Origin of the sequence: Micromonospora sp. AMSO12t, assembly GCF_008806585.1 — a bacterium.
Lineage (GTDB): Bacteria > Actinomycetota > Actinomycetes > Mycobacteriales > Micromonosporaceae > Micromonospora > Micromonospora reichwaldensis.
The window spans coordinates 1-19,477 of the sequence record NZ_WAAS01000117.1 but is presented as its reverse complement, the minus strand read 5'-3'; the positions used below and the strand labels follow the sequence as shown (position 1 = coordinate 19,477).

General features: G+C 74.6%; 23 protein-coding genes. 15 read left to right on the top strand and 8 right to left on the bottom strand.

Annotated elements, in window-relative coordinates:
* Positions 1–165 precede the first annotated feature (165 nt).
* Positions 166–366 carry a DUF397 domain-containing protein gene (locus F6X68_RS18250; protein WP_121396135.1) on the bottom strand — a complete coding sequence of 67 codons (201 nt, stop codon included), beginning with the start codon at positions 364–366 and terminating at the stop codon, positions 166–168.
* Positions 367–370: 4 nt separating this feature from the next.
* Positions 371–1,216, bottom strand: a complete 846-nt coding sequence (locus F6X68_RS18245) for a helix-turn-helix transcriptional regulator (protein ID WP_151455423.1) — start codon at positions 1,214–1,216, stop codon at positions 371–373.
* Positions 1,217–1,495: 279 nt separating this feature from the next.
* Here F6X68_RS18245 and F6X68_RS18240 point away from each other — a divergent pair, with 279 nt between their 5' ends.
* Positions 1,496–1,714, top strand: coding sequence for a hypothetical protein (locus F6X68_RS18240; protein ID WP_151455422.1), 219 nt, complete (start codon positions 1,496–1,498; stop codon positions 1,712–1,714).
* 114 nt (positions 1,715–1,828) lie between these two features.
* On the opposite strand, the gene F6X68_RS18235 is transcribed toward F6X68_RS18240, so the two are convergent.
* Positions 1,829–3,112, bottom strand: coding sequence for a 26S protease regulatory subunit (locus F6X68_RS18235; protein ID WP_151455421.1), 1,284 nt, complete (start codon positions 3,110–3,112; stop codon positions 1,829–1,831).
* 196 nt (positions 3,113–3,308) lie between these two features.
* On the opposite strand from F6X68_RS18235, the gene F6X68_RS18230 reads away from it, so the two are divergent.
* Positions 3,309–4,415 (top strand): D-alanine--D-alanine ligase family protein, encoded by a 1,107-nt coding sequence (locus F6X68_RS18230; protein ID WP_151455420.1) that lies wholly within the window; start codon positions 3,309–3,311, stop codon positions 4,413–4,415.
* 106 nt (positions 4,416–4,521) lie between these two features.
* Here F6X68_RS18230 and F6X68_RS18225 read toward each other — a convergent pair whose 3' ends face one another.
* The gene (locus F6X68_RS18225) at positions 4,522–5,172 is read right to left on the bottom strand and encodes a DUF3515 family protein (RefSeq protein ID WP_151455419.1); all 651 of its coding nucleotides are present in this window, start codon (positions 5,170–5,172) and stop codon (positions 4,522–4,524) included.
* A complete protein-coding gene (locus F6X68_RS18220; RefSeq protein WP_151455418.1) occupies positions 5,173–5,406 on the bottom strand; it encodes an Lrp/AsnC ligand binding domain-containing protein in 234 nt (77 codons plus the stop codon).
* A gap of 125 nt (positions 5,407–5,531) precedes the next feature.
* On the opposite strand from F6X68_RS18220, the gene F6X68_RS18215 reads away from it, so the two are divergent.
* Together F6X68_RS18215 and F6X68_RS18210 are read left to right on the top strand one after the other, a co-directional pair.
* Positions 5,532–6,470 carry a thiamine-phosphate kinase gene (locus F6X68_RS18215; RefSeq protein ID WP_151455417.1) on the top strand — a complete coding sequence of 313 codons (939 nt, stop codon included), beginning with the start codon at positions 5,532–5,534 and terminating at the stop codon, positions 6,468–6,470.
* A gap of 29 nt (positions 6,471–6,499) precedes the next feature.
* Entirely contained in the window at positions 6,500–6,967 is a 468-nt protein-coding gene (locus F6X68_RS18210; RefSeq protein ID WP_151455416.1) for a GNAT family N-acetyltransferase, read from the top strand.
* 207 nt (positions 6,968–7,174) lie between these two features.
* Here the strand turns inward: F6X68_RS18210 and rpmB are convergent, their stop codons facing one another.
* Positions 7,175–7,366 (bottom strand): 50S ribosomal protein L28, encoded by a 192-nt coding sequence (gene rpmB, locus F6X68_RS18205; RefSeq protein WP_011905179.1) that lies wholly within the window; start codon positions 7,364–7,366, stop codon positions 7,175–7,177.
* A gap of 293 nt (positions 7,367–7,659) precedes the next feature.
* On the opposite strand from rpmB, the gene F6X68_RS18200 reads away from it, so the two are divergent.
* The 11 genes from F6X68_RS18200 (at position 7,660) to mutM (ending at position 17,914) form a co-directional block, all read left to right on the top strand.
* Positions 7,660–9,276, top strand: coding sequence for a DAK2 domain-containing protein (locus F6X68_RS18200; protein ID WP_151455415.1), 1,617 nt, complete (start codon positions 7,660–7,662; stop codon positions 9,274–9,276).
* A complete protein-coding gene (gene recG / locus F6X68_RS18195; RefSeq protein WP_151455414.1) occupies positions 9,273–11,474 on the top strand; it encodes an ATP-dependent DNA helicase RecG in 2,202 nt (733 codons plus the stop codon). The genes F6X68_RS18200 and recG overlap by 4 nt, the downstream gene beginning before the upstream one ends.
* A 15-nt stretch (positions 11,475–11,489) precedes the next feature.
* Positions 11,490–12,431 carry a serine hydrolase gene (locus tag F6X68_RS18190; RefSeq protein WP_151455413.1) on the top strand — a complete coding sequence of 314 codons (942 nt, stop codon included), beginning with the start codon at positions 11,490–11,492 and terminating at the stop codon, positions 12,429–12,431.
* 147 nt (positions 12,432–12,578) lie between these two features.
* Entirely contained in the window at positions 12,579–13,142 is a 564-nt protein-coding gene (gene rsmD, locus F6X68_RS18185) for a 16S rRNA (guanine(966)-N(2))-methyltransferase RsmD (protein WP_151455412.1), read from the top strand.
* Positions 13,139–13,627 (top strand): pantetheine-phosphate adenylyltransferase, encoded by a 489-nt coding sequence (gene coaD, locus F6X68_RS18180; protein ID WP_132232638.1) that lies wholly within the window; start codon positions 13,139–13,141, stop codon positions 13,625–13,627. The genes rsmD and coaD overlap by 4 nt, the downstream gene beginning before the upstream one ends.
* 186 nt (positions 13,628–13,813) lie before the next feature.
* Positions 13,814–14,311 carry a hypothetical protein gene (locus F6X68_RS18175; RefSeq protein WP_132232640.1) on the top strand — a complete coding sequence of 166 codons (498 nt, stop codon included), beginning with the start codon at positions 13,814–13,816 and terminating at the stop codon, positions 14,309–14,311.
* A gap of 109 nt (positions 14,312–14,420) precedes the next feature.
* Positions 14,421–14,984, top strand: a complete 564-nt coding sequence (locus F6X68_RS18170; RefSeq protein ID WP_151455411.1) for a DUF177 domain-containing protein — start codon at positions 14,421–14,423, stop codon at positions 14,982–14,984.
* Between the two features lie 5 nt (positions 14,985–14,989).
* Positions 14,990–15,163 (top strand): 50S ribosomal protein L32, encoded by a 174-nt coding sequence (gene rpmF / locus F6X68_RS18165; RefSeq protein ID WP_018786309.1) that lies wholly within the window; start codon positions 14,990–14,992, stop codon positions 15,161–15,163.
* Positions 15,164–15,277: 114 nt separating this feature from the next.
* Positions 15,278–16,273, top strand: coding sequence for a phosphate acyltransferase PlsX (locus tag F6X68_RS18160; RefSeq protein WP_151455410.1), 996 nt, complete (start codon positions 15,278–15,280; stop codon positions 16,271–16,273).
* Positions 16,270–17,064, top strand: coding sequence for a ribonuclease III (rnc, locus tag F6X68_RS18155; RefSeq protein WP_151455409.1), 795 nt, complete (start codon positions 16,270–16,272; stop codon positions 17,062–17,064). Before F6X68_RS18160 ends, rnc begins: the two co-directional genes overlap by 4 nt.
* Entirely contained in the window at positions 17,057–17,914 is an 858-nt protein-coding gene (gene mutM, locus F6X68_RS18150; protein WP_151455408.1) for a bifunctional DNA-formamidopyrimidine glycosylase/DNA-(apurinic or apyrimidinic site) lyase, read from the top strand. The genes rnc and mutM overlap by 8 nt, the downstream gene beginning before the upstream one ends.
* Before the next feature lie 67 nt (positions 17,915–17,981).
* Here mutM and F6X68_RS18145 read toward each other — a convergent pair whose 3' ends face one another.
* A complete protein-coding gene (locus tag F6X68_RS18145) occupies positions 17,982–18,824 on the bottom strand; it encodes an endo alpha-1,4 polygalactosaminidase (RefSeq protein WP_151455407.1) in 843 nt (280 codons plus the stop codon).
* Positions 18,825–18,929: 105 nt separating this feature from the next.
* The coding region (locus tag F6X68_RS18140; RefSeq protein WP_225852279.1) for a CAP domain-containing protein at positions 18,930–19,477 on the bottom strand (548 nt) is incomplete at its 5' end.

Genomic DNA, 19,477 nt, shown 5'->3' with positions numbered 1-19,477 from the left:
AGGGCACTGCGCCCGCCTCCAATGCGAGGCGGTGCGGCCGGTCGTCGCCCGTCGGGTCCGACCCCGCCGGGCGACGGCCCCACCGGCTCCCATCGGTGGGACCGCCGCCGGCGGGGCGCCGGCGCGACGGGTCAGCGGGCGCGCCGGCGCCCCCGGAGGGAGGGGTCAGTGTCCGGGCGGCGCCCCGACGAAGGCGGCCCAGGCGGCCGGCGGGAAGAGCAGCGCGGGGCCGGACGGGTCCTTGGAGTCGCGGACGGCGACCGTGCCCGGGACCACCGCCATCTCCACGCACGCCCCCTCGTCGCCGCTGCGGCTGCTCTTGCGCCACCGCGCCACGGCCAGCGCCGCGCTGATCGTCGGTGTCATGGTCCTACCGTCCCTTCAGGAGTTGGAGGAGCTGGTCGCGGCTGTCCGCCGGGCTGAGCGCGACGGTCCGCAGGTGCTCCATGATCTTGGTGCAGGTACGCAGGTCGCCCGGCCGGTCGAGGACCATCTGCCCGGCCACCGTCTCGACCGAGGCGATGATCGGGTCCTCCGGGTCTGCGAACTCCAGGATGTGCAGCGAGCCCCGGGTGCCCCGGTGGTAGCCGGCGGCGAGCGGGATCACCTGGACCGTGATGTTGGGCAGCTCGCCCATCTTGACCAGGTGGTGCAGCTGCGACTCCATCACCGACCGGTCGCCGACGGGCCGCAGCAGCGCGCCCTCGTCGATGATGGCGTCCAGGATCGGCGGCTGGTCACTGATGAGCCGCTGCTGCCGGTCGAGCCGGAACTGGACCCGCTGCTCCACCTCGTCGTCGCGCAGGGTGTGCGGGCCGCCGCGCATCACGCCCCGGATGTAGTCGGCGGTCTGCAACAGCCCCGGCACCACCGAGGGCTCGAAGTTGGCGATGCCGGTGGCCTCGGCCTCCAGCGCGATGAAGTCGATGGTGCGCCGGTCGAGCAGGTGCGAGTAGGACACCCACCAGCCGGGCTTGCGCGCGTCCTTGGCGAGCTGCACGGCGGCGGCCACCTCGTCCGCGCCGACCCCGTAGAGGGTGAGCAGGGCGCGCACGGTGGCGGGGCTGACCAGCGTCTGCGCGTTCTCGTAGCGGGACAGGGTGCTGCGGGTGCTGCTGATCTCGTCCGCCGCCGCCTCCAGCGTGAGGCCGGCGGCTTCCCGGTGGGTGCGCAGCGCGATGCCCAGTCGCCGGGCACGGGCGGTCTTCGGAGCCATGCATCGATCGTCGCACATCTTCCCGGGAACGTGTAGATGAGAGAACGTCGATGAGAGTTGCATTCATAGCTGTAGACATGTCAGTCTGTCATCGCGTCCTCACTGCCGGTTGTCGTGGCGACGGCGGTGGTGAGCGACCGGAGGGGAAGGGGCGCGCGGCGATCGGGTTTCTCCCCCGTACCCGATCGCCGCGTGCCACGCCCCGTGGCCCGTCAGCCGGAAGGGGATCGACGTGCCTACTGCCCGACAGGCTCGCGCCGACCGCCCCGGCGGGCACCGATGACGCGGTTCCTGGTGGTGCTCACCGACGTGCGGCCGACCGAGGGCGCCGGACGCGACGAACGCAACTGCCCCGAGCGCCGCCGTCAGGTGGTCGGGGCGAGCAGCCGCGAGGCGGCGGACCGGATCGCGGGCGCGTTCATGGCGCTGGGCATGGTGCGGGCCGGCCGGCAGCGGGTCAAGGTGATCGCCATCGGCCGGCGGCACGCGCGCGGCTGACGCCGCCGAGGGCGGTGCGGTCGCAGGAGGCGGCCCCGCCGGGTGGGAGGGCCGCCCGGCAGGCGGCCCGGCCCGGCGGGAGGCGCGGCCCGGCGCCCCGCCGGGCCGTCCGCGTCACAGCATCCGGCGCCGCTTCAGGTAGGCGACCAGGTCGTCGTAGACGCCCCCCTCGTTGGCGAACATCGCCACGTTGCGGGCGGTGGCCATCCACGGCTTCGTCGACGGCCGGACCTCCTTGACCGCCCGCTCCAGGTCCCGGTGCTCGATCATCCGCACCTCGCCGGTGCGTACCGAGTCGGCCATCGCGAACTCGGCGGCCGTCTCGCAGAGGTGGGCCAGGTCGGCGCCCGAGTAGTCCTCGGTGGCGGCGACGATCTTCCGCAGGTCGATCCCCGCGATCGGCCGCTCCCGCAGGTGGTACTCCAGGATGGCGCGGCGCGCCTCGGCGTCCGGCGGCAGCACCAGCACCACCCGGTCGAGCCGCCCGGGACGGCGCAGCGCCGGGTCGACGTCCCACGGGGTGTTGGTGGCGGCCAGCACGAAGACCCCCTCGTTGCTGCCCTCCATCCCGTCCAGCTCCGCCAGCAGCTGGTTGCCCAGCGTCCGCATCGAACTGGAGCCGACCTGCGAGCGCTTGTGCCCCAGCGCGTCGACCTCGTCCAGGAAGAGCACGCAGGGCGCGTTGCGGCGGGCCGCCTGGAACAGCTCGTGCAGGTTGCGCTCCGAGTTGCCCATCCACATGTCGAGCACGTCCACGATGGACAGCGAGATGAACTTCGCGCCCATCTCCCCGGCGACCGCCCGGGCCAGGAACGTCTTGCCGCAGCCGGGCGGGCCGTAGAGCATCAGGCCGCCACGGAGGCTCTTGCCGTACATCCTGCGCAGCTCAGGGTTGCGCAGCGGGCCGAGGAAGGCCAGCTCCAGCCGCTCCTTGACCGCCGACATGCCGCCCACGTCGGCCAGCCGGATGCCGGAGGCCTCCACGTCGTACACCCGGTCGGAGTGGCCGGCGACCGGCTCCGGCTCGTCGCCGGCGCGGGCGAACCGCGGCGGCACCACGTCGGCCAGTTCCTGCTCGTAGGCGGCGAGGGGATCCTGGTCGGCGGTCGCGGCGGAACCGCCGGGCCCGGCCGGTGCCGGGCGCTGCGCCGGCGGCCGCGGGTCCGCCGGGGCCGGCGTCGGCGGCGGGGGCACGGAGCCGCCCAGCGCCCGCTGCATCAGCGCCTGCGCCTGGCCGTTGCCCGGATCCCGGGCGAGGGCCTGCCCGACCTGCGCGATCGCCTCCCCGGCCCGGCCGGCGTCCAGCAGCAGCGCGGCGAGGTGCAGGCGCAGCGGCAGGTCGTCGGGGCGGGCGTCCAGGGCCGCCGTCAGGGACTCGATGAGGGGATCAGCGCTCATAGGACGTGCAGCGTAGTGGGCGCCCCGTGCCGTCACCGTCCCCGTACGGGCGGTTACGGAGCGTGAATCCTTTGTTGACCGGTTGCTGCGGCGGTCCGGCTGTCCCCGGGTATCGGCAGCCGGTGCCCGCCACGCACAGTAAGGTCAACCGGGTGAGCGCCACGACCGGAGCAGTCGCGTACGAAGAGGTGACGCAGTGACCACCCCAGGCAGGACCCGCGTGGCGATCGTGTTCGGCGGCCGCAGCCCGGAGCACGGCATCTCCTGCGTCAGCGCCGGCAGTGTTCTCGGCGCCCTCGACCCGGACGAGTTCGAGGTGGTGCCGGTGGGCATCACCCGGGCCGGCCAGTGGGTGCTGACCAGCGGCGACCCCGGTCAGTTGGCGATCAACGCGCGCCGGCTGCCGGAGATCACCGCCGAGTCCGGCACCGACATCGTGCTGCGGGCCGACCCGACCGGCAACGGGCTCATGGTGCTCGACCCCACCGAGGGGCCCCGGGCGCTCGCCGACGTCGACGTGGTCTTCCCGGTGCTGCACGGCGCGTACGGCGAGGACGGCACCATCCAGGGCATGCTGGAGATGGCCGGCATCCCGTACGTCGGGGCGAACGTCTTCGCCTCCGCCGCCGCCATGGACAAGGAGTTCACCAAGAAGCTCTGCGCCGTCGAGGGCATCCCGGTGGGCCCGTACGCGGTGCTGCGTAACGGGATGACGTTGAGCGAGGCGGAGAAGGAGCGGCTCGGCCTGCCGGTCTTCGTGAAGCCGTCCCGGGCCGGTTCGTCGTTCGGCATCAGCAAGGTCGACGACTGGGCCGACCTCGACGCGGCGGTCGCCACCGCCCGGCAGATCGACCCGAAGGTGCTCGTCGAGGGTGCGGTCGTCGGGCGCGAGATCGAGTGCGGCGTGCTGGAGGGCGAGGCGGGCGGCGCGCCGGAGGCGTCCGTGCTGGCCGAGGTCCGGGTGGTCGGGGACTACGACTTCTACGACTTCGAGGCGAAGTACATCGACTCCGAGTCCGCCTGCGAGTACGACATCCCCGCCGGCCTGCCGGAGCGGGTGACCCGCCAGATCCGGGAGTACGCCACCCGGGCCTTCACCGCGCTCGACTGCGCGGGCCTGGCCCGGGTCGACTTCTTCGTCACCCCGGAGCTGGACGTCTACCTCAACGAGATCAACACCATGCCGGGCTTCACCCCGACGTCGATGTTTCCGCGCATGTGGGCGGCGTCCGGGCTGGAGTACCCGAAGCTGGTCAACCGCCTCATCCGCACCGCCCTGCACCGCGGCGTCGGCCTGCACTGAGCCGCTCGCGCCGGGAAGGGCACCCGCCTGACGCCTGACGCGCGGGAAGGTGCCCTTCCCACCGCCCGCCCCGCGCACGCGAGGCGGGCCGGGTGCGGAGACCGTGTCAGGTCCGGCAGCCGCTGGGGGTGTCGGCGGCGGCGACGGAGGGCACGGAGGCCACGATCGTGTCCGAGACGGGGGCGACCCACTGCAACCCCTGCCCGTAGAAGTGCGGCACGCGGACCGTGACGGCGGTCTCCCGGTCCATGGTGGTGAGCACGGTGGCGTCGCGTTCCTCGCTGGCGTACCAGCAGACCCGGTTGACCGTCCAGACGTGGTCGGTGTCGTCGACGGCCGGCGTGGCCCCGCCGCAGGCGACGGTGACCGCTGGGTCGCCGTACGCGGCGTTCTGCTCCGGGCCGGCCGTGACCGGGCGCTGGGCGAGGTCGTTGACCGTGGGCGGCAACTGGGAGAGCAGGGCGCGGCAGACCGTGGCGGGCCGTTCGGCCAGCGCCGGCGCGGCCATCTCGACCGGGGCGGTGGAGCGCGGCCCGGCGCTCGTGGCGGTCGCGCTCGGCGTGGCGGCCGGCTCGGCCCGCTCGTCGGGGGAGAGTTGGGCGAACGCGAACGCGCCCACCAGCACGGTGACCGGCAGCGCGATCAGCGTGGCGACCAGCGCGGCGCCGCGGGTCGTGCGGTCGCGGGTCGGGCGGTCGGGGGCCACCTCGTCCGGCTGGGCGGAATCGGTCACGGGAGAGTCAGTGATCTTGTCCACTTACAGGCGCACCACCGAACATGTGAGGGTGCGGGTGATGCCGGGCACCATCTGCACCTTGCTGACGATGAGTTTACCGAGCTCGTCGACGGTCTTCGCCTCGGTGAGCACGACCACGTCGTACGGCCCGGTGACGGCGTCGACGCGTACCACGCCGGAAAGGTCCGAGATGAGACCGGCCACGTCACGCGCCCGGCCGACCTCGGTCTGGATGAGGATGTACGCCTGTACCACGACTCGACCTCCGTCCGTCGCCGCCCTGGAGCGGCCCGAAGGGAGAAAGTACCTTACGGACCAGGTCTGATCCCTATCGGTGGTCAAGGAGAAGCGGTGAGCGAGCAGCACGGCGGAGGAGCGGCATGAGCGTCGCGGGGATCGGCGAGTTCGGCCTGATCGACCGGGTGACCGCCCGGTTGTCGTACGGATCGACGGTACTGCTGGGCCCGGGGGACGACGCGGCGGTGGTGGCCGCCCCGGACGGCCGGGTCGCGGCCTCGACCGACGTGCTGGTGGAGGGGCGGCACTTCCGGCGGGACTGGTCCAGCGCGCGTGACGTCGGCCACCGGGCGGCGGCGGCGAACCTGGCCGACATCGCCGCGATGGGGGCGCAGCCGACCGCGCTGCTGGTGGCGCTCTGCATGCCGCCCGAGCTGGATCCCGCGTGGGCCGAGGAGCTCGCCGACGGGCTGGCCGCCGAGGCGGCGAAGGTCGGCGCGAGCGTGGTGGGCGGGGACATGTCGGGCAGTCCGACGCTGACCATCGCGGTCACGGCCCTCGGCGACCTGGGTGGCCGGCCGCCGGTGACGCGCTCCGGCGCGCGGCCCGGTGACGTGCTGGCCCTGGCCGGCCGCATCGGGTACGCGGCGGCCGGGCTGACCGTGCTCTCCCGGGGCTTCCGTACGCCCCGGCTGCTGGTGGAGGCCTGCCGGCGGCCCGAGGTGCCCTACGCGGCCGGGCCGCACGCCGCCCGGCTCGGCGCCACCTCCATGATCGACGTGTCGGACGGGCTGCTCGCCGACGTCGGGCACGTGGCGAAGGCGAGCGGGGTCGCCGTGGACGTGCGCCGGGACGCCTTCGAGGTGCCCCGGCAGATGCGCGACGCCGCCCAGGCGCTCGGCGTCGACCCGTACTCCTGGCTCCTTGCCGGGGGCGAGGACCACGCGCTCGCCGCGACCTTCCCGTCGGCGGTGGCGCTGCCGGCCGACTGGCGGCCGATCGGGCGGGTGACGGAGGGCTCGGGTGTCACGGTCGACGGGCGGCCGTACGACGGACCCGCTGGCTGGGACCACTTTCGGTAAGGCCCGATCGGCGTCGTACCCTTTACTCCGTGAGTGAGATCGAGATTCGGGCCGAGCGTTTCGACTCGCCGGTGGCGCAGCGGCTGATCCGCGCCGCGCTGGCCGACCTCGGTGCCCGGTACGGCGGCAGCGGCGACGAGACCCCGGTCGACCCGGGCGAGTTCGCGCCGCCCGCCGGCGCCTTCCTCGTCGCCCACCTCGGCGGCGAGCCGGTCGGCTGCGGCGGCTGGCGCAGCCACGGTGACGAGGGTGACACCGCCGAGCTGAAGCGGATGTACACCGCGCCGGCGGTCCGGGGCCGGGGCGTGGCCCGGGCGGTGCTGGCGGCGGTGGAGCGCTCCGCGCGGGAGCACGGGCGCAAGCGGATCGTCCTGGAGTGCGGCGACAAGCAGCCGGAGGCCATCGCCATGTACACGGCGGCCGGCTACGAGCGCATCCCGAACTTCGGCTTCTACCGCGACGCCCCGGGCTGCATCTCCTTCGCCCGCACGCTCTGACCGTTCCGCGCGTGCCCTGACCCGTTTCGGCGCGCCGAGGGCCGCCGGCCCCGTCTCGCGCCGGGGGCCGTTCCGGACCTCGGCGCGCCGCACGCCCCGCATTGTGCGCGGACGGGCATCGGAGGTGGAGCGTCGCCGGACACGACAGAACCGGCGGACCGCAACGGCCCGCCGGCAATGACGAGTGTGAAGCTGGGGCCTACCGCGTCAGGCGCGGGTGACCTTGCCCGCCTTGATGCAGGAGGTGCAGACCTTCAACTTCTTGGTGTTGCCGCCACCGGCCGGGGTACGCACCGACTGGATGTTCGGGTTCCAGCGGCGGTTGGTCCGCCGGTGCGAGTGGGACACGTTGTGGCCGAAGCCCGGTCCCTTGCCACAGACGTCGCACACGCTAGCCACGGGATACTCCTGGGATTGAAACGTTCATGAGGTCGCCGCCAGGCGCAGCCCGGGCAACCTGGCCAGGTTACCCGATGACCCGGGACCCGACCAACCGGCCCCGGACGCAGGCCCGAGGTGGGGCCGGCACCGCGCGACGCGGGTCCCGGTCGCCCGGCCCGCACCCGCCCCCGCGGCATCGCCGCACCTGGGGACACGCCACGAGGATAGTGGGTGCGCCGCGGCTGCCGGACACGCCGTGGGAGTCGCGTCGACCCCGGCGCGTGTCGGTGCGCGCCAGTAGGCTTCTCGCCGTGCTGGACACCCTCGACGCCGCCGCGGTCCGCCGTTGGTGCGCGGGCGGGCTGGTCGCGCTCAAGCGCCACCAGGGCGAGATCGACGACCTGAACGTCTACCCGGTGCCCGACGGCGACACCGGCACCAACATGGTGCTCACCCTCACCTCGGCCCAGCAGGCGCTCGCGATGGACCTCGGCACCCTCCCGGAGGACGGGCCCACCGCGCACGGGCACGCGTTGCGGCTGATGGCCCGGGGCGCGCTGCTGGGCGCGCGGGGCAACTCGGGGGTGATCCTGTCGCAGATCCTGCGCGGCTTCGCCGACGCCGTCGCCGCCGCGCCCGCCGTGCGGGGGCGCGAGCTGGCCGCCGCCCTGCGCGACGGCACCGCCGCCGCCTACGCCGCGGTCGCCCGCCCGGTCGAGGGCACGCTGCTCAGCGTCGTCGCCGCGGCGGCGCACGCCGCCGAGCGGGCCGACAGCGACGACCTGCGGGCGGTCGTCCGGGCGGCGGCGGGCGGGGCGGCGCACGCGTTGGCGCGCACCCCCGAGCAGCTTCCGGCGCTGGCCCGCGCCGGCGTGGTGGACGCCGGCGGCCAGGGCCTGTGCCTGCTGCTCGACGCCCTGGTCGAGGTCGTGACCGGCGAGAGCCCCGAGCGTCCCGCGCCCGCGCCGCGCCCGGTCCGCCCGCCGGCCACCGCCGTGCGCGAGACCGGTTCCGAGGAGTACGCGTACGAGGTGCAGTTCCTGCTCGACGCCGGGCCGGAGGCGGTGGCCCGGCTGCGGGAGGAGCTGGCGGCCCTGGGCGACTCGCTGGTGGTCGTCGGCGACGGAAACGCCGGCACGGGCACCTGGAACGTGCACGTGCACGTCAACGACGTGGGCGCGGCCATCGAGGCGGGCGTGGTGGCCGGCCGGCCGCACCGCATCTCGGTGACCCGCTTCGCCGACCAGACCGCACCGGTGTCGCCCCCCGCGGCGGCGGACGGGCGGGCCGCCGTGGTGGTGGCCGCCGGCGCGGGCATCGCCGAGCTGTTCGCCGGCGAGGGCGCGACGGTGGTGCCCGGCAACCCGTCGATCGGCGAGCTGCTGGACGCGATCCGCGCCACCGGGGCGGCCCGCGTGGTGGTGCTGCCCAACGACCCCGACACGCAGGCGGTGGCGAACGCCGCCGCCCGGGAGGCGCACGGGCTCGGCGTGAAGGTCAGCGTGGTGCCGACCCGCTCACCGGTGCAGGCGCTGGCCGCCCTCGCCGTACGCGACCCGGGGCGGCGCTTCGCCGACGATGTGATCGCGATGGCCGAGGCGGCCGGCGCGTGCCGCTACGCCGAGGTCTGCTACGCCCGCCGCGAGGCGCTGACCGTCGCCGGCCCCTGCCGTCCCGGCGACGTGCTGGCGCTGGTCGAGGGGGAGGTGCACCTGATCGGGTCCGACCTGGCCGACACCTGCGCCGCCGTGGTCGACCGGATGCTCGGCGGCGGCGGTGAGCTGGTGACCCTGCTCTCGGGGGCGGACGCTCCCGACGGGCTGGCGGACGCGGTCCGCGAGCACGTCGGGCGGCGCTGGCCGTTCGTCGAGGTGCAGGCCTATCCGGGCGGGCAGCCGCACTATCCACTCCTGGTGGGGGTCGAATGACGTCCGAGCCGGCCACGATGGACACGCCGCTGAAGAAGCTGGTCGGCGAGAAGACCGCGAAGGCCCTCGCCGGGCACCTCGACCTGCACACCGCCGGTGACCTGGTCTACCACTTCCCGCGCCGCTACGACGAGCGCGGCGAGCACACCGACATCCGGTCGCTCGACGTCGGCGAGCAGGCCACCGTGCTGGCCCAGGTGCAGCGCACCGCCGTACGCCCGATGCGCCAGCGCCGGGGCAACCTGCTGGAGGTGACGGTCGGCGACGGCTCGGGCGGCACCCTGACCCTGACCTTCTTCGGCAACCAGGCCTGGCGCGAGCGCGAGCTGCGCCCCGGCCGGTGGGGGCTCTTCGCCGGCAAGGTCACCGAGTTCCGGGGCAAGCGGCAGCTCAACGGCCCGGAGTACGTCCTGCTCGGCGAGGGCGGCGACGGCGAGGCGGCGGCCAACGAGGAGATCGAGGAGTTCGCGGGCGCGCTGATCCCGGTCTACCCGGCCGCCGCGGCGGTGCCCACCTGGGTGATCGCCCGCTGCGTCCGGGTGGTGCTGGACACCTTCACCGCGCCGGAGGATCCGCTGCCCGCGACCCTGCGGGCGAGCCGCAACCTGGGCGGCATCGACACGGCGCTGCGCGAGATCCACCGACCGACCAGCAAGGAGGCGCTCTACCGGGCCCGGCACCGGCTCAAGTGGGACGAGGCCTTCGCCGTGCAGCTCACCCTGGTGCAGCGCAAGCACCGCGCCGCCGCCTCGCCGGCCCGGCCCCGCCCGGCGAAGCCCGGCGGCCTGCTCGACGCCTTCGACGCCCGGCTGCCCTACGAGCTGACGCCCGGCCAGCACGACGTGGGCGTGGAGATCGCGGCGGACCTGGCCACGGCCCACCCGATGCACCGGCTGCTCCAGGGCGAGGTCGGCTCCGGCAAGACGGTGGTCGCGCTGCGCGCGATGATTCAGGTGGTCGACGCGGGCGGGCAGGCCGCGCTGCTGGCCCCGACCGAGGTGCTCGCCGCGCAGCACCACCGGGGCATCCTCGACCTGCTGGGGCCGCTCGGGCGGGCCGGCGAGCTGGGCGCGGCCGACGACGCCACCCGGGTCGAGCTGGTCACCGGCTCGCTGGGCGCGGCGGCCCGGCGGCGGGCCCTGGCCGAGGTCGCCGGCGGCGCCGCCGGCATCGTGCTCGGCACCCACGCCCTGCTCTACGAGGGCGTCGACTTCGCCGACCTCGGCCTGGTGGTGGTCGACGAGCAGCACCGCTTCGGCGTGGAGCAGCGCGACGCGCTGCGCGCCAAGGCCGAGCAGCCGCCGCACGTGCTGGTGATGACGGCCACCCCGATCCCGCGCACGGTGGCGATGACCGTCTACGGCGACCTGGAGACCTCCACGCTCTCCCAGCTGCCGCAGGGCCGCTCGCCGATCGCCTCGCACGTGGTTCCGGTCGCCGAGAAGCCGGCCTTCCTGGACCGGGCCTGGCGCCGGGTGCGCGAGGAGGTGGCCGCCGGGCACCAGGCGTACGTCGTCTGCCCGCGCATCGGGGAGGGGCCGGCGAGCGAGGAGGAGCCGCCGCCGGAGGACGACAACGGGCGGCGGCCGCCGATGGCGGTCACCGAGGTGGCGCCGTTGCTCGCCGAGGGGCCGCTGCACGGCCTGCGCATCGGCGTGCTGCACGGCCGGCTGCCGGCCGACGAGAAGGACGCGGTGATGCGCTCCTTCGCGGCCGGCGACCTCGACGTGCTGGTCGCCACGACCGTGGTCGAGGTGGGCGTCAACGTGCCGAACGCGACCGTGATGATCGTGCTCGACGCCGACCGGTTCGGCGTCTCCCAGCTGCACCAGCTGCGCGGCCGGGTCGGCCGGGGCTCCGCCCCGGGGCTCTGCCTGCTGGTCACCGAGGCGCTGGAGGGCACGCCCGCGCGGGAGCGGCTCGACGCGGTGGCCTCCACCACCGACGGGTTCAAGCTCGCCGAGCTGGATCTGGAGCAGCGCCGGGAGGGCGACGTGCTGGGCGCCACCCAGTCGGGGCGCCGCTCGCACCTGCGGCTGCTCTCGCTGCTGCGCGACGCCGACCTGATCCGCGACGCCCGGGCCGAGGCGATCGCCCTGGTCGAGGAGGACCCGGAGCTGGCCCGGCACCCGGCGCTGGCCGCGTCGGTGGCGGCCCTGGTCGACGAGGAACGCGCCGAATACCTGGAGAAGGGCTGATCTAGGCTTCGAAGGATGTCGGCATCCTCATTAGACAGTGGCGTGCTCCTGCTGGCCCGGGGCGACGAGATCGTGACGGAACAGGTCGCCGGGGTGGCCGATCGGAGCACCGGTGTCCACTGCGCTTCCGGGACCCGGTTCCAGATCGCCTCGATCAGCAAGCAGATGGCCGCCGCGGCGGTGCTGCTGCTCGCCGAGCGGGGTGCGCTGAGCCTGTCCGATCCGGTCGTGCGCTGGCTGCCCGGCCCGCCGCCGGAATGGTCCGGCATCACGCTGCACCACCTGCTCACCCACACCTCGGGCCTGGGCCACTGGGAGCAGTACCCGGCGGTCGATCTCGCCGACCCGGCTGAGCCGGACGACCTGCTCGGCTCGTTCGCCGCGGTGCCGCCGCTGTTCCGGCCCGGAGCCGGGTGGCACTACAGCAGCCCCGGCTACGTGCTGTTGGCCCGGGCCGTCGAGCGCGCGGCCGACCGGCCGTACGCCGAGTTCCTCGCCGAGGAGGTCTTCGCGCCGCTGGGCATGACGGGCAGCTTCGCCGGTGCGGGCGACGGACGGCCGGACGTGGCGGTCGGACACGAGGGCGGCCGTCCGGTGCCGTCCTGGGACCTGGCGACCGTGGGCATGGGCGCGGGTGACGTCTGGTGCACCGGGACGGACCTGCTCACCTGGCTCGACGTGCCGCGCCGGGGCCGGCTGCTCGCCCCGGCCTCGGTGACGGCGATGACCGCTGCGCACGCGCCCACCGGCCGGCCCGGGGAGGCGTACGGCTACGGGTTCTTCGTCGGCCCGCTGGCCGGCAGGCGGGCGCTGCACCACTCGGGGGACAACGGCGGCTACAAGGCGTTCGCGGCCTGGCTGCCCGACTCGGACCAGCGGCTCGTGCTGCTGACCAACCAGGCCGAGGTCGACCCGGTCACGGTCACGTCGGTGCTCGGTCCTCCCGAGGTGCGTTGATCGGGTGCGGACGCCGACCGGGTGGCGGGCGTGCCGCGGTGCGGGCCGGCGGGGCCGACAGGTCGTGGCGGGTCCGCTCGTCGCCTCGGGTGCTTCGTCCACCGGCCGGGCCGTCGCGTAGCGTCGGGGCATGGGCAGGGAGCGACGGTGACCCGGATCGTGGCCGGAACCCTTGGCGGGCGGCGGATCGCCGCGCCGCCCGGCGCGGGCACCCGGCCCACGTCGGACCGGGTGCGCGAGGCGCTGTTCAGCGCCGTGCAGGCCGAGGTCGACCTGGCCGGCGCCCGCTTCGCCGACCTCTACGCCGGCTCCGGGGCGGTCGGCCTGGAGGCCCTCTCCCGGGGGGCCGCGCACGTGCTGCTGGTGGAGTCCGACCCCCGGGCGGCCCGGGTGGTCCGGGAGAACGTGGCCGCGTTGCGCGCCGCCCCGGCCGCCCGGCTGGTCACCGGCAAAGTCGCCACCGTGCTGGCGGCCGGCCCGGACGGCGACCCGTACGACGTGGTCTTCGCCGACCCGCCCTACGCGGTGCCGGACACGGAGATCACGGCGATGCTCGTCGCGCTGGTCGACGGCGGCTGGCTGGCCCCGGACGCCCTGGTGGTGGTGGAGCGGTCCAGCCGCACGGGGCCCGTCGGGTGGGTGCAGGGCATCACCGGCGAGCGCAGCCGGCGCTACGGCGAGACGACCCTTTGGTACGGTCGCCGATCATGAGACGTGCGGTGTGTCCCGGCTCGTTCGATCCGGTCACCAACGGGCACCTCGACATCGTCGGCCGGGCGAGCCGGCTGTTCGACGAGGTGATCGTGGGCGTGCTGGTCAACCAGTCGAAGAGCGGCCTGTTCACCGTCGAGGAGCGGATCGACATGCTCCGCGAGGTGACCGCCTCCTACGACAACGTCCGGGTCGAGTCGTTCCGCGGCCTGCTTGTCGACTTCTGTCGGGCGCAGCAGGCGAGCGTCCTGATCAAGGGCCTGCGGGCGGTCAGCGACTTCGACTACGAGTTGCAGATGGCGCAGATGAACATCGGCCTGGCCGGCGTCGAGACCCTGTTCATGCCGACCAATCCGCTCTACTCGTTCCTCTCCTCGAGCCTGGTCAAGGACGTGGCGAAGTGGGGCGGCGACATCTCCGCCCACGTGCCCGACCGGGTCCGCGAGGAGTTGAGCGCCCGGCTCGTCCCGCCGTCGCGCGACTGACCGCCCGGGGCCGCAGTTCCCGCCGGCACCGTGCCCGGCGGGGACTGCGCCGTGGCGTACCGCGACGCGCCGGGCCGGGGTGAGCGGTGCGCTGTGGTCGGGGCGCGACATGATGTGTGCAGCGGGAAACCGGCCGTAGCCCGCATCATGTAGGTCGGCCCGACGAACGACAGGAGTGAGGTACCGGTGGACCCGCTCGATCGCATCGACGAACTGATCGCCATGGTGGAGCAGGCGCGCTCCGTCCCGATGTCGCGCAACAACTGCATGGTCGACCGGGGTGAGTTCATCGCGATCCTCGATGAGCTGCGCGCCGAACTCCCCGCCGACCTGCGTCGGGCCGCCGCGCTGCTGGACGAGCGGGACAAGATCATGGAGGCCGGCAAGCGCGAGGCCGACCGGATCATCAGCGAGGGTGAGGCGGAACACGCCCGGCTGGTCTCGGTGAACGAGATCACGGTCTCCGCCGAGCACGAGGGCGCGCGGATCATCGCGGAGGCCCGCGCCGAGGCGCAGCGCCTGCGCGAGGAGGTCGACGACTACGTCGACACCGCGCTGGCCAACTTCGAGCAGTTCCTCACCCGGGCGCTGGCCTCGATAGAACGCGGGCGGGACAAGATGCACGCGCTGCGCGAGATCGGCACCTTCGGTGGGGAGGAGGCGGACCGCCCGCTACCCTTCTGAGCGGCACCTCACCAGCCGGCAGATGGGGCGGGCGCCGCCCCCGGTTCGACGGTCCGGCGGTCGCCCAGGTAACCTTTTTTGTCGGCCTCTCACCGGCCGGAGTCTGACTATGCCCAAACACACGCCTTCGACACTCAACCCCAGGTCGCCGCTGGTCCTCGACACGAGGGAGCTGCCGCGCCGGCCTGGTGCGTTGCGTACGGAAAAGCGGGTGGTGCCGGCACCGGCGGACCTCGGCGGCGAGATGATCGCCGTGCCGCAGGGCGCTGACCTCGACCTCGACCTGAGGTTGGAGTCGGTGTCCGAGGGCGTGCTCGTCTCCGGGACCGTCAGCGGTCGCGTCCGGGGCGAGTGCGGTCGCTGCCTTCGCGAGATCGACGACTCGCTGGCCGTGCGGATCCAGGAGCTGTACGCGTACGAGAACAGCACCACGGACACCACGACCGACGAGGACGAGGTGGGCCGGATGCAGGGCGATCTGATCGACCTGGAACCGGCGCTGCGGGACGCGGTGGTGCTCACGCTGCCGACCAACCCGCTCTGCCGGGAGGACTGCCCAGGCCTGTGCCCCGAATGCGGGGTGCACTTGGACGATCTGCCGGCCGACCACAGTCACGAGCAGATCGACCCGCGTTGGGCGGGCCTGTCGCAACTGAACCGTAAAGAGGAGTAGGAACCGTGGCCGTCCCCAAGCGCAAGATGTCGCGCAGCAACACCCGCGCCCGCCGGGCGAACTGGAAGGCGACCGTGGTCGCGACCGTGGCCTGCCCCCAGTGCAAGTCGGCGAAGCTGCCCCACGCCGCCTGCTCCGTCTGCGGCACCTACAACGGCCGCCAGGTCCTCGAGGTCTGACCTGGACGCCGAGTGACGCCCCCGACCCCTGGTCGGGCGGCGCGCGCACCCTGGCAATCGCCCGGTGCCCCGGCTCCCTCCGACGCCGGCCGGCCTGTTCCGGCCGGCGTTCCGATGGAGCCGGGCACCGCGCGGATCGCCGTTGACCTCCTCGGCGGGGACGACGCTCCCGCCGTCGTGGTTGACGGCGCTCTGCGGGCCGTGCGCGCCGACCCGGACCTGCATCTGCTGCTCGTCGGCCCGGCCGAGGCCGCCGGCGAGGTGATCCGCGCCCTCGACCCGGCACAGCGTGCCCGGGTCACCGTGCGGCCGGTCCGCGCCGTCGTCGGCATGGCCGACCATCCCGTGGCCGCCCGTGCCGACAGCACCGTCCGCGCGGTGGTGCACGCCGTCCGCGACGGCGTCGCCGACGCGCTCGTCTCCGCCGGGTCCACCGGCGCCACCGTCACCGCCGTCGCGCTCGGCCTCGGCCGCTGGCCGGACGTGCGCCGGCCCGCGCTGATCGCCACCCTGCCGGCCGTCGCCGGCCCGGTGGTCCTGCTGGACGTGGGCGGCTCGCTGGAGCCGCGCCCGGCCACCCTGGCCCGCCACGCCGTGCTCGGCGCCGCCTACGCGGCGGTGGCCCACGCCGTCGTCGCGCCCCGGGTGGGGCTGCTGTCGGTGGGCACCGAGGCGGGCAAGGGCGATCGCGCCCGCCGGCTCGCCGATCCCGTCCTCGCCGCCGCGTCGCTGCCCTGCGACGGCCGCTACGTCGGCCTGGTCGAGGGGTACGACGTCTCCCTCGGCACGCGCGCCGATGTGGTGGTCACCGACGGGTTCACCGGTAACGTGCTGCTCAAGGCGATCGAGGGCGCGTACGCGATGGCCGGCGGGCCCCCGTCCGGCGGCGGCGCCCCGCGCGCGGCGGCCCTGCTCGGGGTCGCCGGGACGGTCGTCGTCTGCCACGGCGCCGCCCGCGCCGAGGACGTCGCTGCGGGCATCGCGCTGGCCGCCCATCTCTGGCGACGACGCGCCACCGACCACGTCCGCGCGCTGCTCGACGGCGCCGAGGCGGGCGACCGCGAGGAACGCACCGACCGCTCCACCGACACCGAGGTACCCACATCATGAGCAACGACAAGCGGCGGCGGGCGTCCGTCGGTCACCTGGAAGCCGCGTTCGGCGTCAGCCTGGATCCGGAGCTGCTCCAGCGCGCCCTGACCCACCGCTCGTACGCGTACGAGAACGGCGGCCTGCCCACCAACGAGCGGTTGGAGTTCCTGGGCGACTCGGTGCTCGGCGTGGTGATCACCACCGCGCTCTTCCACAACCATCCCGACCTGCCCGAGGGACAACTGGCCAAGCTGCGGGCCAGCGTGGTCAACATGCGGGCCCTCGCCGACGTGGCCCGGGGCCTCGGCCCGGACGGGCTCGGCGCCTATCTGCTGCTCGGCAAGGGGGAGGAGACCACCGGCGGCCGGGACAAGGCGAGCATCCTCGCCGACACCCTGGAGGCTCTGCTCGGCGCGATCTACCTCCAGTACGGGCTGGACACCGCCGCCATCGTCATCCACCGGCTCTTCGACCCGCTGATGGCCGAGTCGGCCGGCCGGGGTGCGGCCCTGGACTGGAAGACCAGCCTCCAGGAGCTGACGGCGGCGCTCGGGCTCGGCGTCCCCGAGTACCGCATCGAGGGCACCGGCCCGGACCACCTCAAGACGTTCACCGCCTGGGTGGTCGTCGCCGGCAACCGCTACGGCGGGGCCGACGGGCGCAGCAAGAAGGAGGCCGAGCAGCGGGCCGCCGAGGCGGCCTGGCGGACGCTCACCGAGCAGGCGGAGCGGGAGCCGGTCGGGCCGGAGGGCCCGGCGCCCGAGGACGGGACGGCGCAGACCGCCGAGGCGGGCCTGGGCCGTGCCTGAACTGCCGGAGGTCGAGACCGTCCGGCAGGGGCTGGCCCGGTGGGTCACCGGCCGGCGGATCTCCGCCGTCGAGGTGCGCCACCCCCGCGCGGTACGCCGGCACGCGCCCGGCGGCGGGCACTTCGCCGACGTGCTGACCGACCGGACGGTGCTGGACGTGCGCCGGCGCGGCAAGTACCTGTGGCTGCCGCTGGACAGCGGCGACGCCGTGATCGGGCACCTGGGCATGTCGGGTCAGCTGCTGGTGCAGCCGGCCGACGCCCCCGACGAGACGCACCTGCGGGTCCGGTTCCGGTTCTCCGACGACGGTCCCGAGCTGCGTTTCGTCGACCAGCGTACGTTCGGCGGCCTGTCGGTCTCCGCCGGGGGCGCGGAGCTGCCGGCGGAGATCGCGCACATCGCGCGGGACCCGATGGACCCGCAGTTCTCCGACGCGGCGTTCGTCGCCGCGCTGCGCCGGCGGCGTACGGAGGTCAAGCGGGCGCTGCTGGACCAGACGCTGATCTCCGGCGTGGGCAACATCTACGCCGACGAGGCGCTGTGGCGGGCGAGGCTGCACGGCGCCCGCCCCACCGACGCGCTGACCGGCCCGGCCGCGCTGCGGCTGCTGGGCCACGTCCGGGACGTCCTCGGCGAGGCGATCAAGTCCGGCGGCACCAGCTTCGACGCCCTCTACGTCAACGTGAACGGGGAGAGCGGCTACTTCGACCGGGCGTTGAACGTCTACGGCCGGGAGGGGCTGCCGTGCCACCGGTGCGGCGCACCGGTGCGCCGCGAGGCGTTCATGAACCGTTCGTCGTACAGCTGCCCGCGCTGCCAGCCCCGCCCCCGGGCGGCCCTGCGAGGCTGACCCCACGCGGTCTCCGGGGCACGGGCGGCGCGTTCGCCCGGCCCGGCCCGCGAGGAGGTGCCGGTGGTCAGGGCGCCGCGCAGGGGAGTCGCCACGCGTCGAGCCGGCGTTCCTTGCGGATCGAGGAGAGACCGTAGCCCAGCGTGGTGACGCAGAAGTCCGTCGTCGAGCCGGCGTACTCCACGTGGAACACCGGCTTGCCCGCCTCGACGAACGGCAGCAGCCGGGCGCACTGGTCCAGCCGCACGCACTCCTCGTTGACGGCGAAGTCGAAGTCCGGGGCCAGTGCGGCCACCTGCCCCAGGTCGTTGATCAGGCCGGGGGAGAGGCTCAGCGAGCGGGCCAGCTCGGCCAGCCGGCGGTTGAACCGCAGTTGGTCGTCGAAGTCGAGCGGGAAGCCGGACCGGTGCGCGTACCCGTCGGCGTCGGCCAGGGCGACCGCCCCGAAGCCCTTGCCCCGGCAGAGCCGGAACCGGTCGGCCAGCACCGGCCGCAGCGCGTCCCACTGCCGTACGTCGAGCCAGCGGCCCTGCGGCCGGCGGGACGCGGCACCCCGTACGGCGGCCGGGAGACGGTCCGCGTCCGGGTCGGTCGGCAGGACGGAACCGACGTGCACCTGGCAGACCAGCCGGCGGTCCCGGGAGCGCAGCTCGGCGGTCTGCGCGGCGGTGGTGGAGACCGGGTCGAGCAGGAAGACGTCGGCGTCGACGGTGAGGTCCAGCACGCCGCTGAGCTGCCACTGCCACTGCCACCGGCCCGCCGACGCCGCCGGCCAGGCGGTCGGGGCACCGGGCGCGGCCAGGTCCGGCCGGCAGGCGGCGAGCACGCTCAGCAGGACGAGCGCGGCGCAGGCCGGCAGGGCCCGGCGCAGGCCCCGCCCGACGGCGCGCGTACGCGGCCGGATCCGCATCGGCAGCTCCCGGGTCGCGGGCGGCGGCACACCGCCCGGAGCGGGTACGCCGTGTCGGCGTACCTCACCCGGTCAAACGAGTACGGCCCCGGCCACGACTCGCGTTCAGCGCGGCGCGGCGAAGACCTGCGTCCAGTACGGCCCGTTGCTGTTGGCGACGCCGACGCCGATCTCGGTGAAGGCGCAGTTCAGGATGTTGGCCCGGTGTCCGGAGCTGTTCATCCAGGCGTCCATGACGGCGGCCGGCGTCTTCTGGTTCCAGGCGACGTTCTCGCCGTAGGTGCGCCAGGAGTAGCCGACCCGGTCCAGCCGGGTCCCGACGTTGCTGCCGTCGCTGCCCGTGTGCGACATGTTCCGGTGGTCGGCCTGGTCCTGGCTGTGCCGCTGGGCGGCGGTCGTCAGCTTGTCGTCGACGCTCACCGCGCCGCAGCCGGCCTTGGCGCGCTCGGCGTTGACCAGGGCGACCACCTGGCTGGCCTGGCTACCGCCCCCGCTGCTGACCGGGGCCTTCGTGCCGCCGCCGGCCGGCGCCGTGCTCCGCTCGGCGCTGCGCCGCGAGGGCGCGGTGGTACGCGACGGCGCAGGAGTCGACCTGGTGCTCTTCGTGGCCGACGGGGTGGGCCTGGCGGTGGTCGGCGCGGTGCTCGGGGTGG

What these genes read in the sequence shown, in the direction of transcription:
- F6X68_RS18170 (WP_151455411.1), top strand. Translation starts at nt 14,421, where the DNA reads ATGCCCAAACACACGCCTTCGACACTCAACCCCAGGTCGCCGCTGGTC.
- F6X68_RS18235 (WP_151455421.1), bottom strand. Translation starts at nt 3,112, where the DNA reads ATGAGCGCTGATCCCCTCATCGAGTCCCTGACGGCGGCCCTGGACGCC.
- coaD (WP_132232638.1), top strand. Translation starts at nt 13,139, where the DNA reads ATGAGACGTGCGGTGTGTCCCGGCTCGTTCGATCCGGTCACCAACGGG.
- F6X68_RS18190 (WP_151455413.1), top strand. Translation starts at nt 11,490, where the DNA reads ATGTCGGCATCCTCATTAGACAGTGGCGTGCTCCTGCTGGCCCGGGGC.
- F6X68_RS18240 (WP_151455422.1), top strand. Translation starts at nt 1,496, where the DNA reads ATGACGCGGTTCCTGGTGGTGCTCACCGACGTGCGGCCGACCGAGGGC.
- F6X68_RS18245 (WP_151455423.1), bottom strand. Translation starts at nt 1,216, where the DNA reads ATGGCTCCGAAGACCGCCCGTGCCCGGCGACTGGGCATCGCGCTGCGC.
- F6X68_RS18145 (WP_151455407.1), bottom strand. Translation starts at nt 18,824, where the DNA reads ATGCGGATCCGGCCGCGTACGCGCGCCGTCGGGCGGGGCCTGCGCCGG.
- F6X68_RS18160 (WP_151455410.1), top strand. Translation starts at nt 15,278, where the DNA reads ATGGAGCCGGGCACCGCGCGGATCGCCGTTGACCTCCTCGGCGGGGAC.
- F6X68_RS18250 (WP_121396135.1), bottom strand. Translation starts at nt 366, where the DNA reads ATGACACCGACGATCAGCGCGGCGCTGGCCGTGGCGCGGTGGCGCAAG.
- rnc (WP_151455409.1), top strand. Translation starts at nt 16,270, where the DNA reads ATGAGCAACGACAAGCGGCGGCGGGCGTCCGTCGGTCACCTGGAAGCC.
- F6X68_RS18215 (WP_151455417.1), top strand. Translation starts at nt 5,532, where the DNA reads ATGAGCGTCGCGGGGATCGGCGAGTTCGGCCTGATCGACCGGGTGACC.
- recG (WP_151455414.1), top strand. Translation starts at nt 9,273, where the DNA reads ATGACGTCCGAGCCGGCCACGATGGACACGCCGCTGAAGAAGCTGGTC.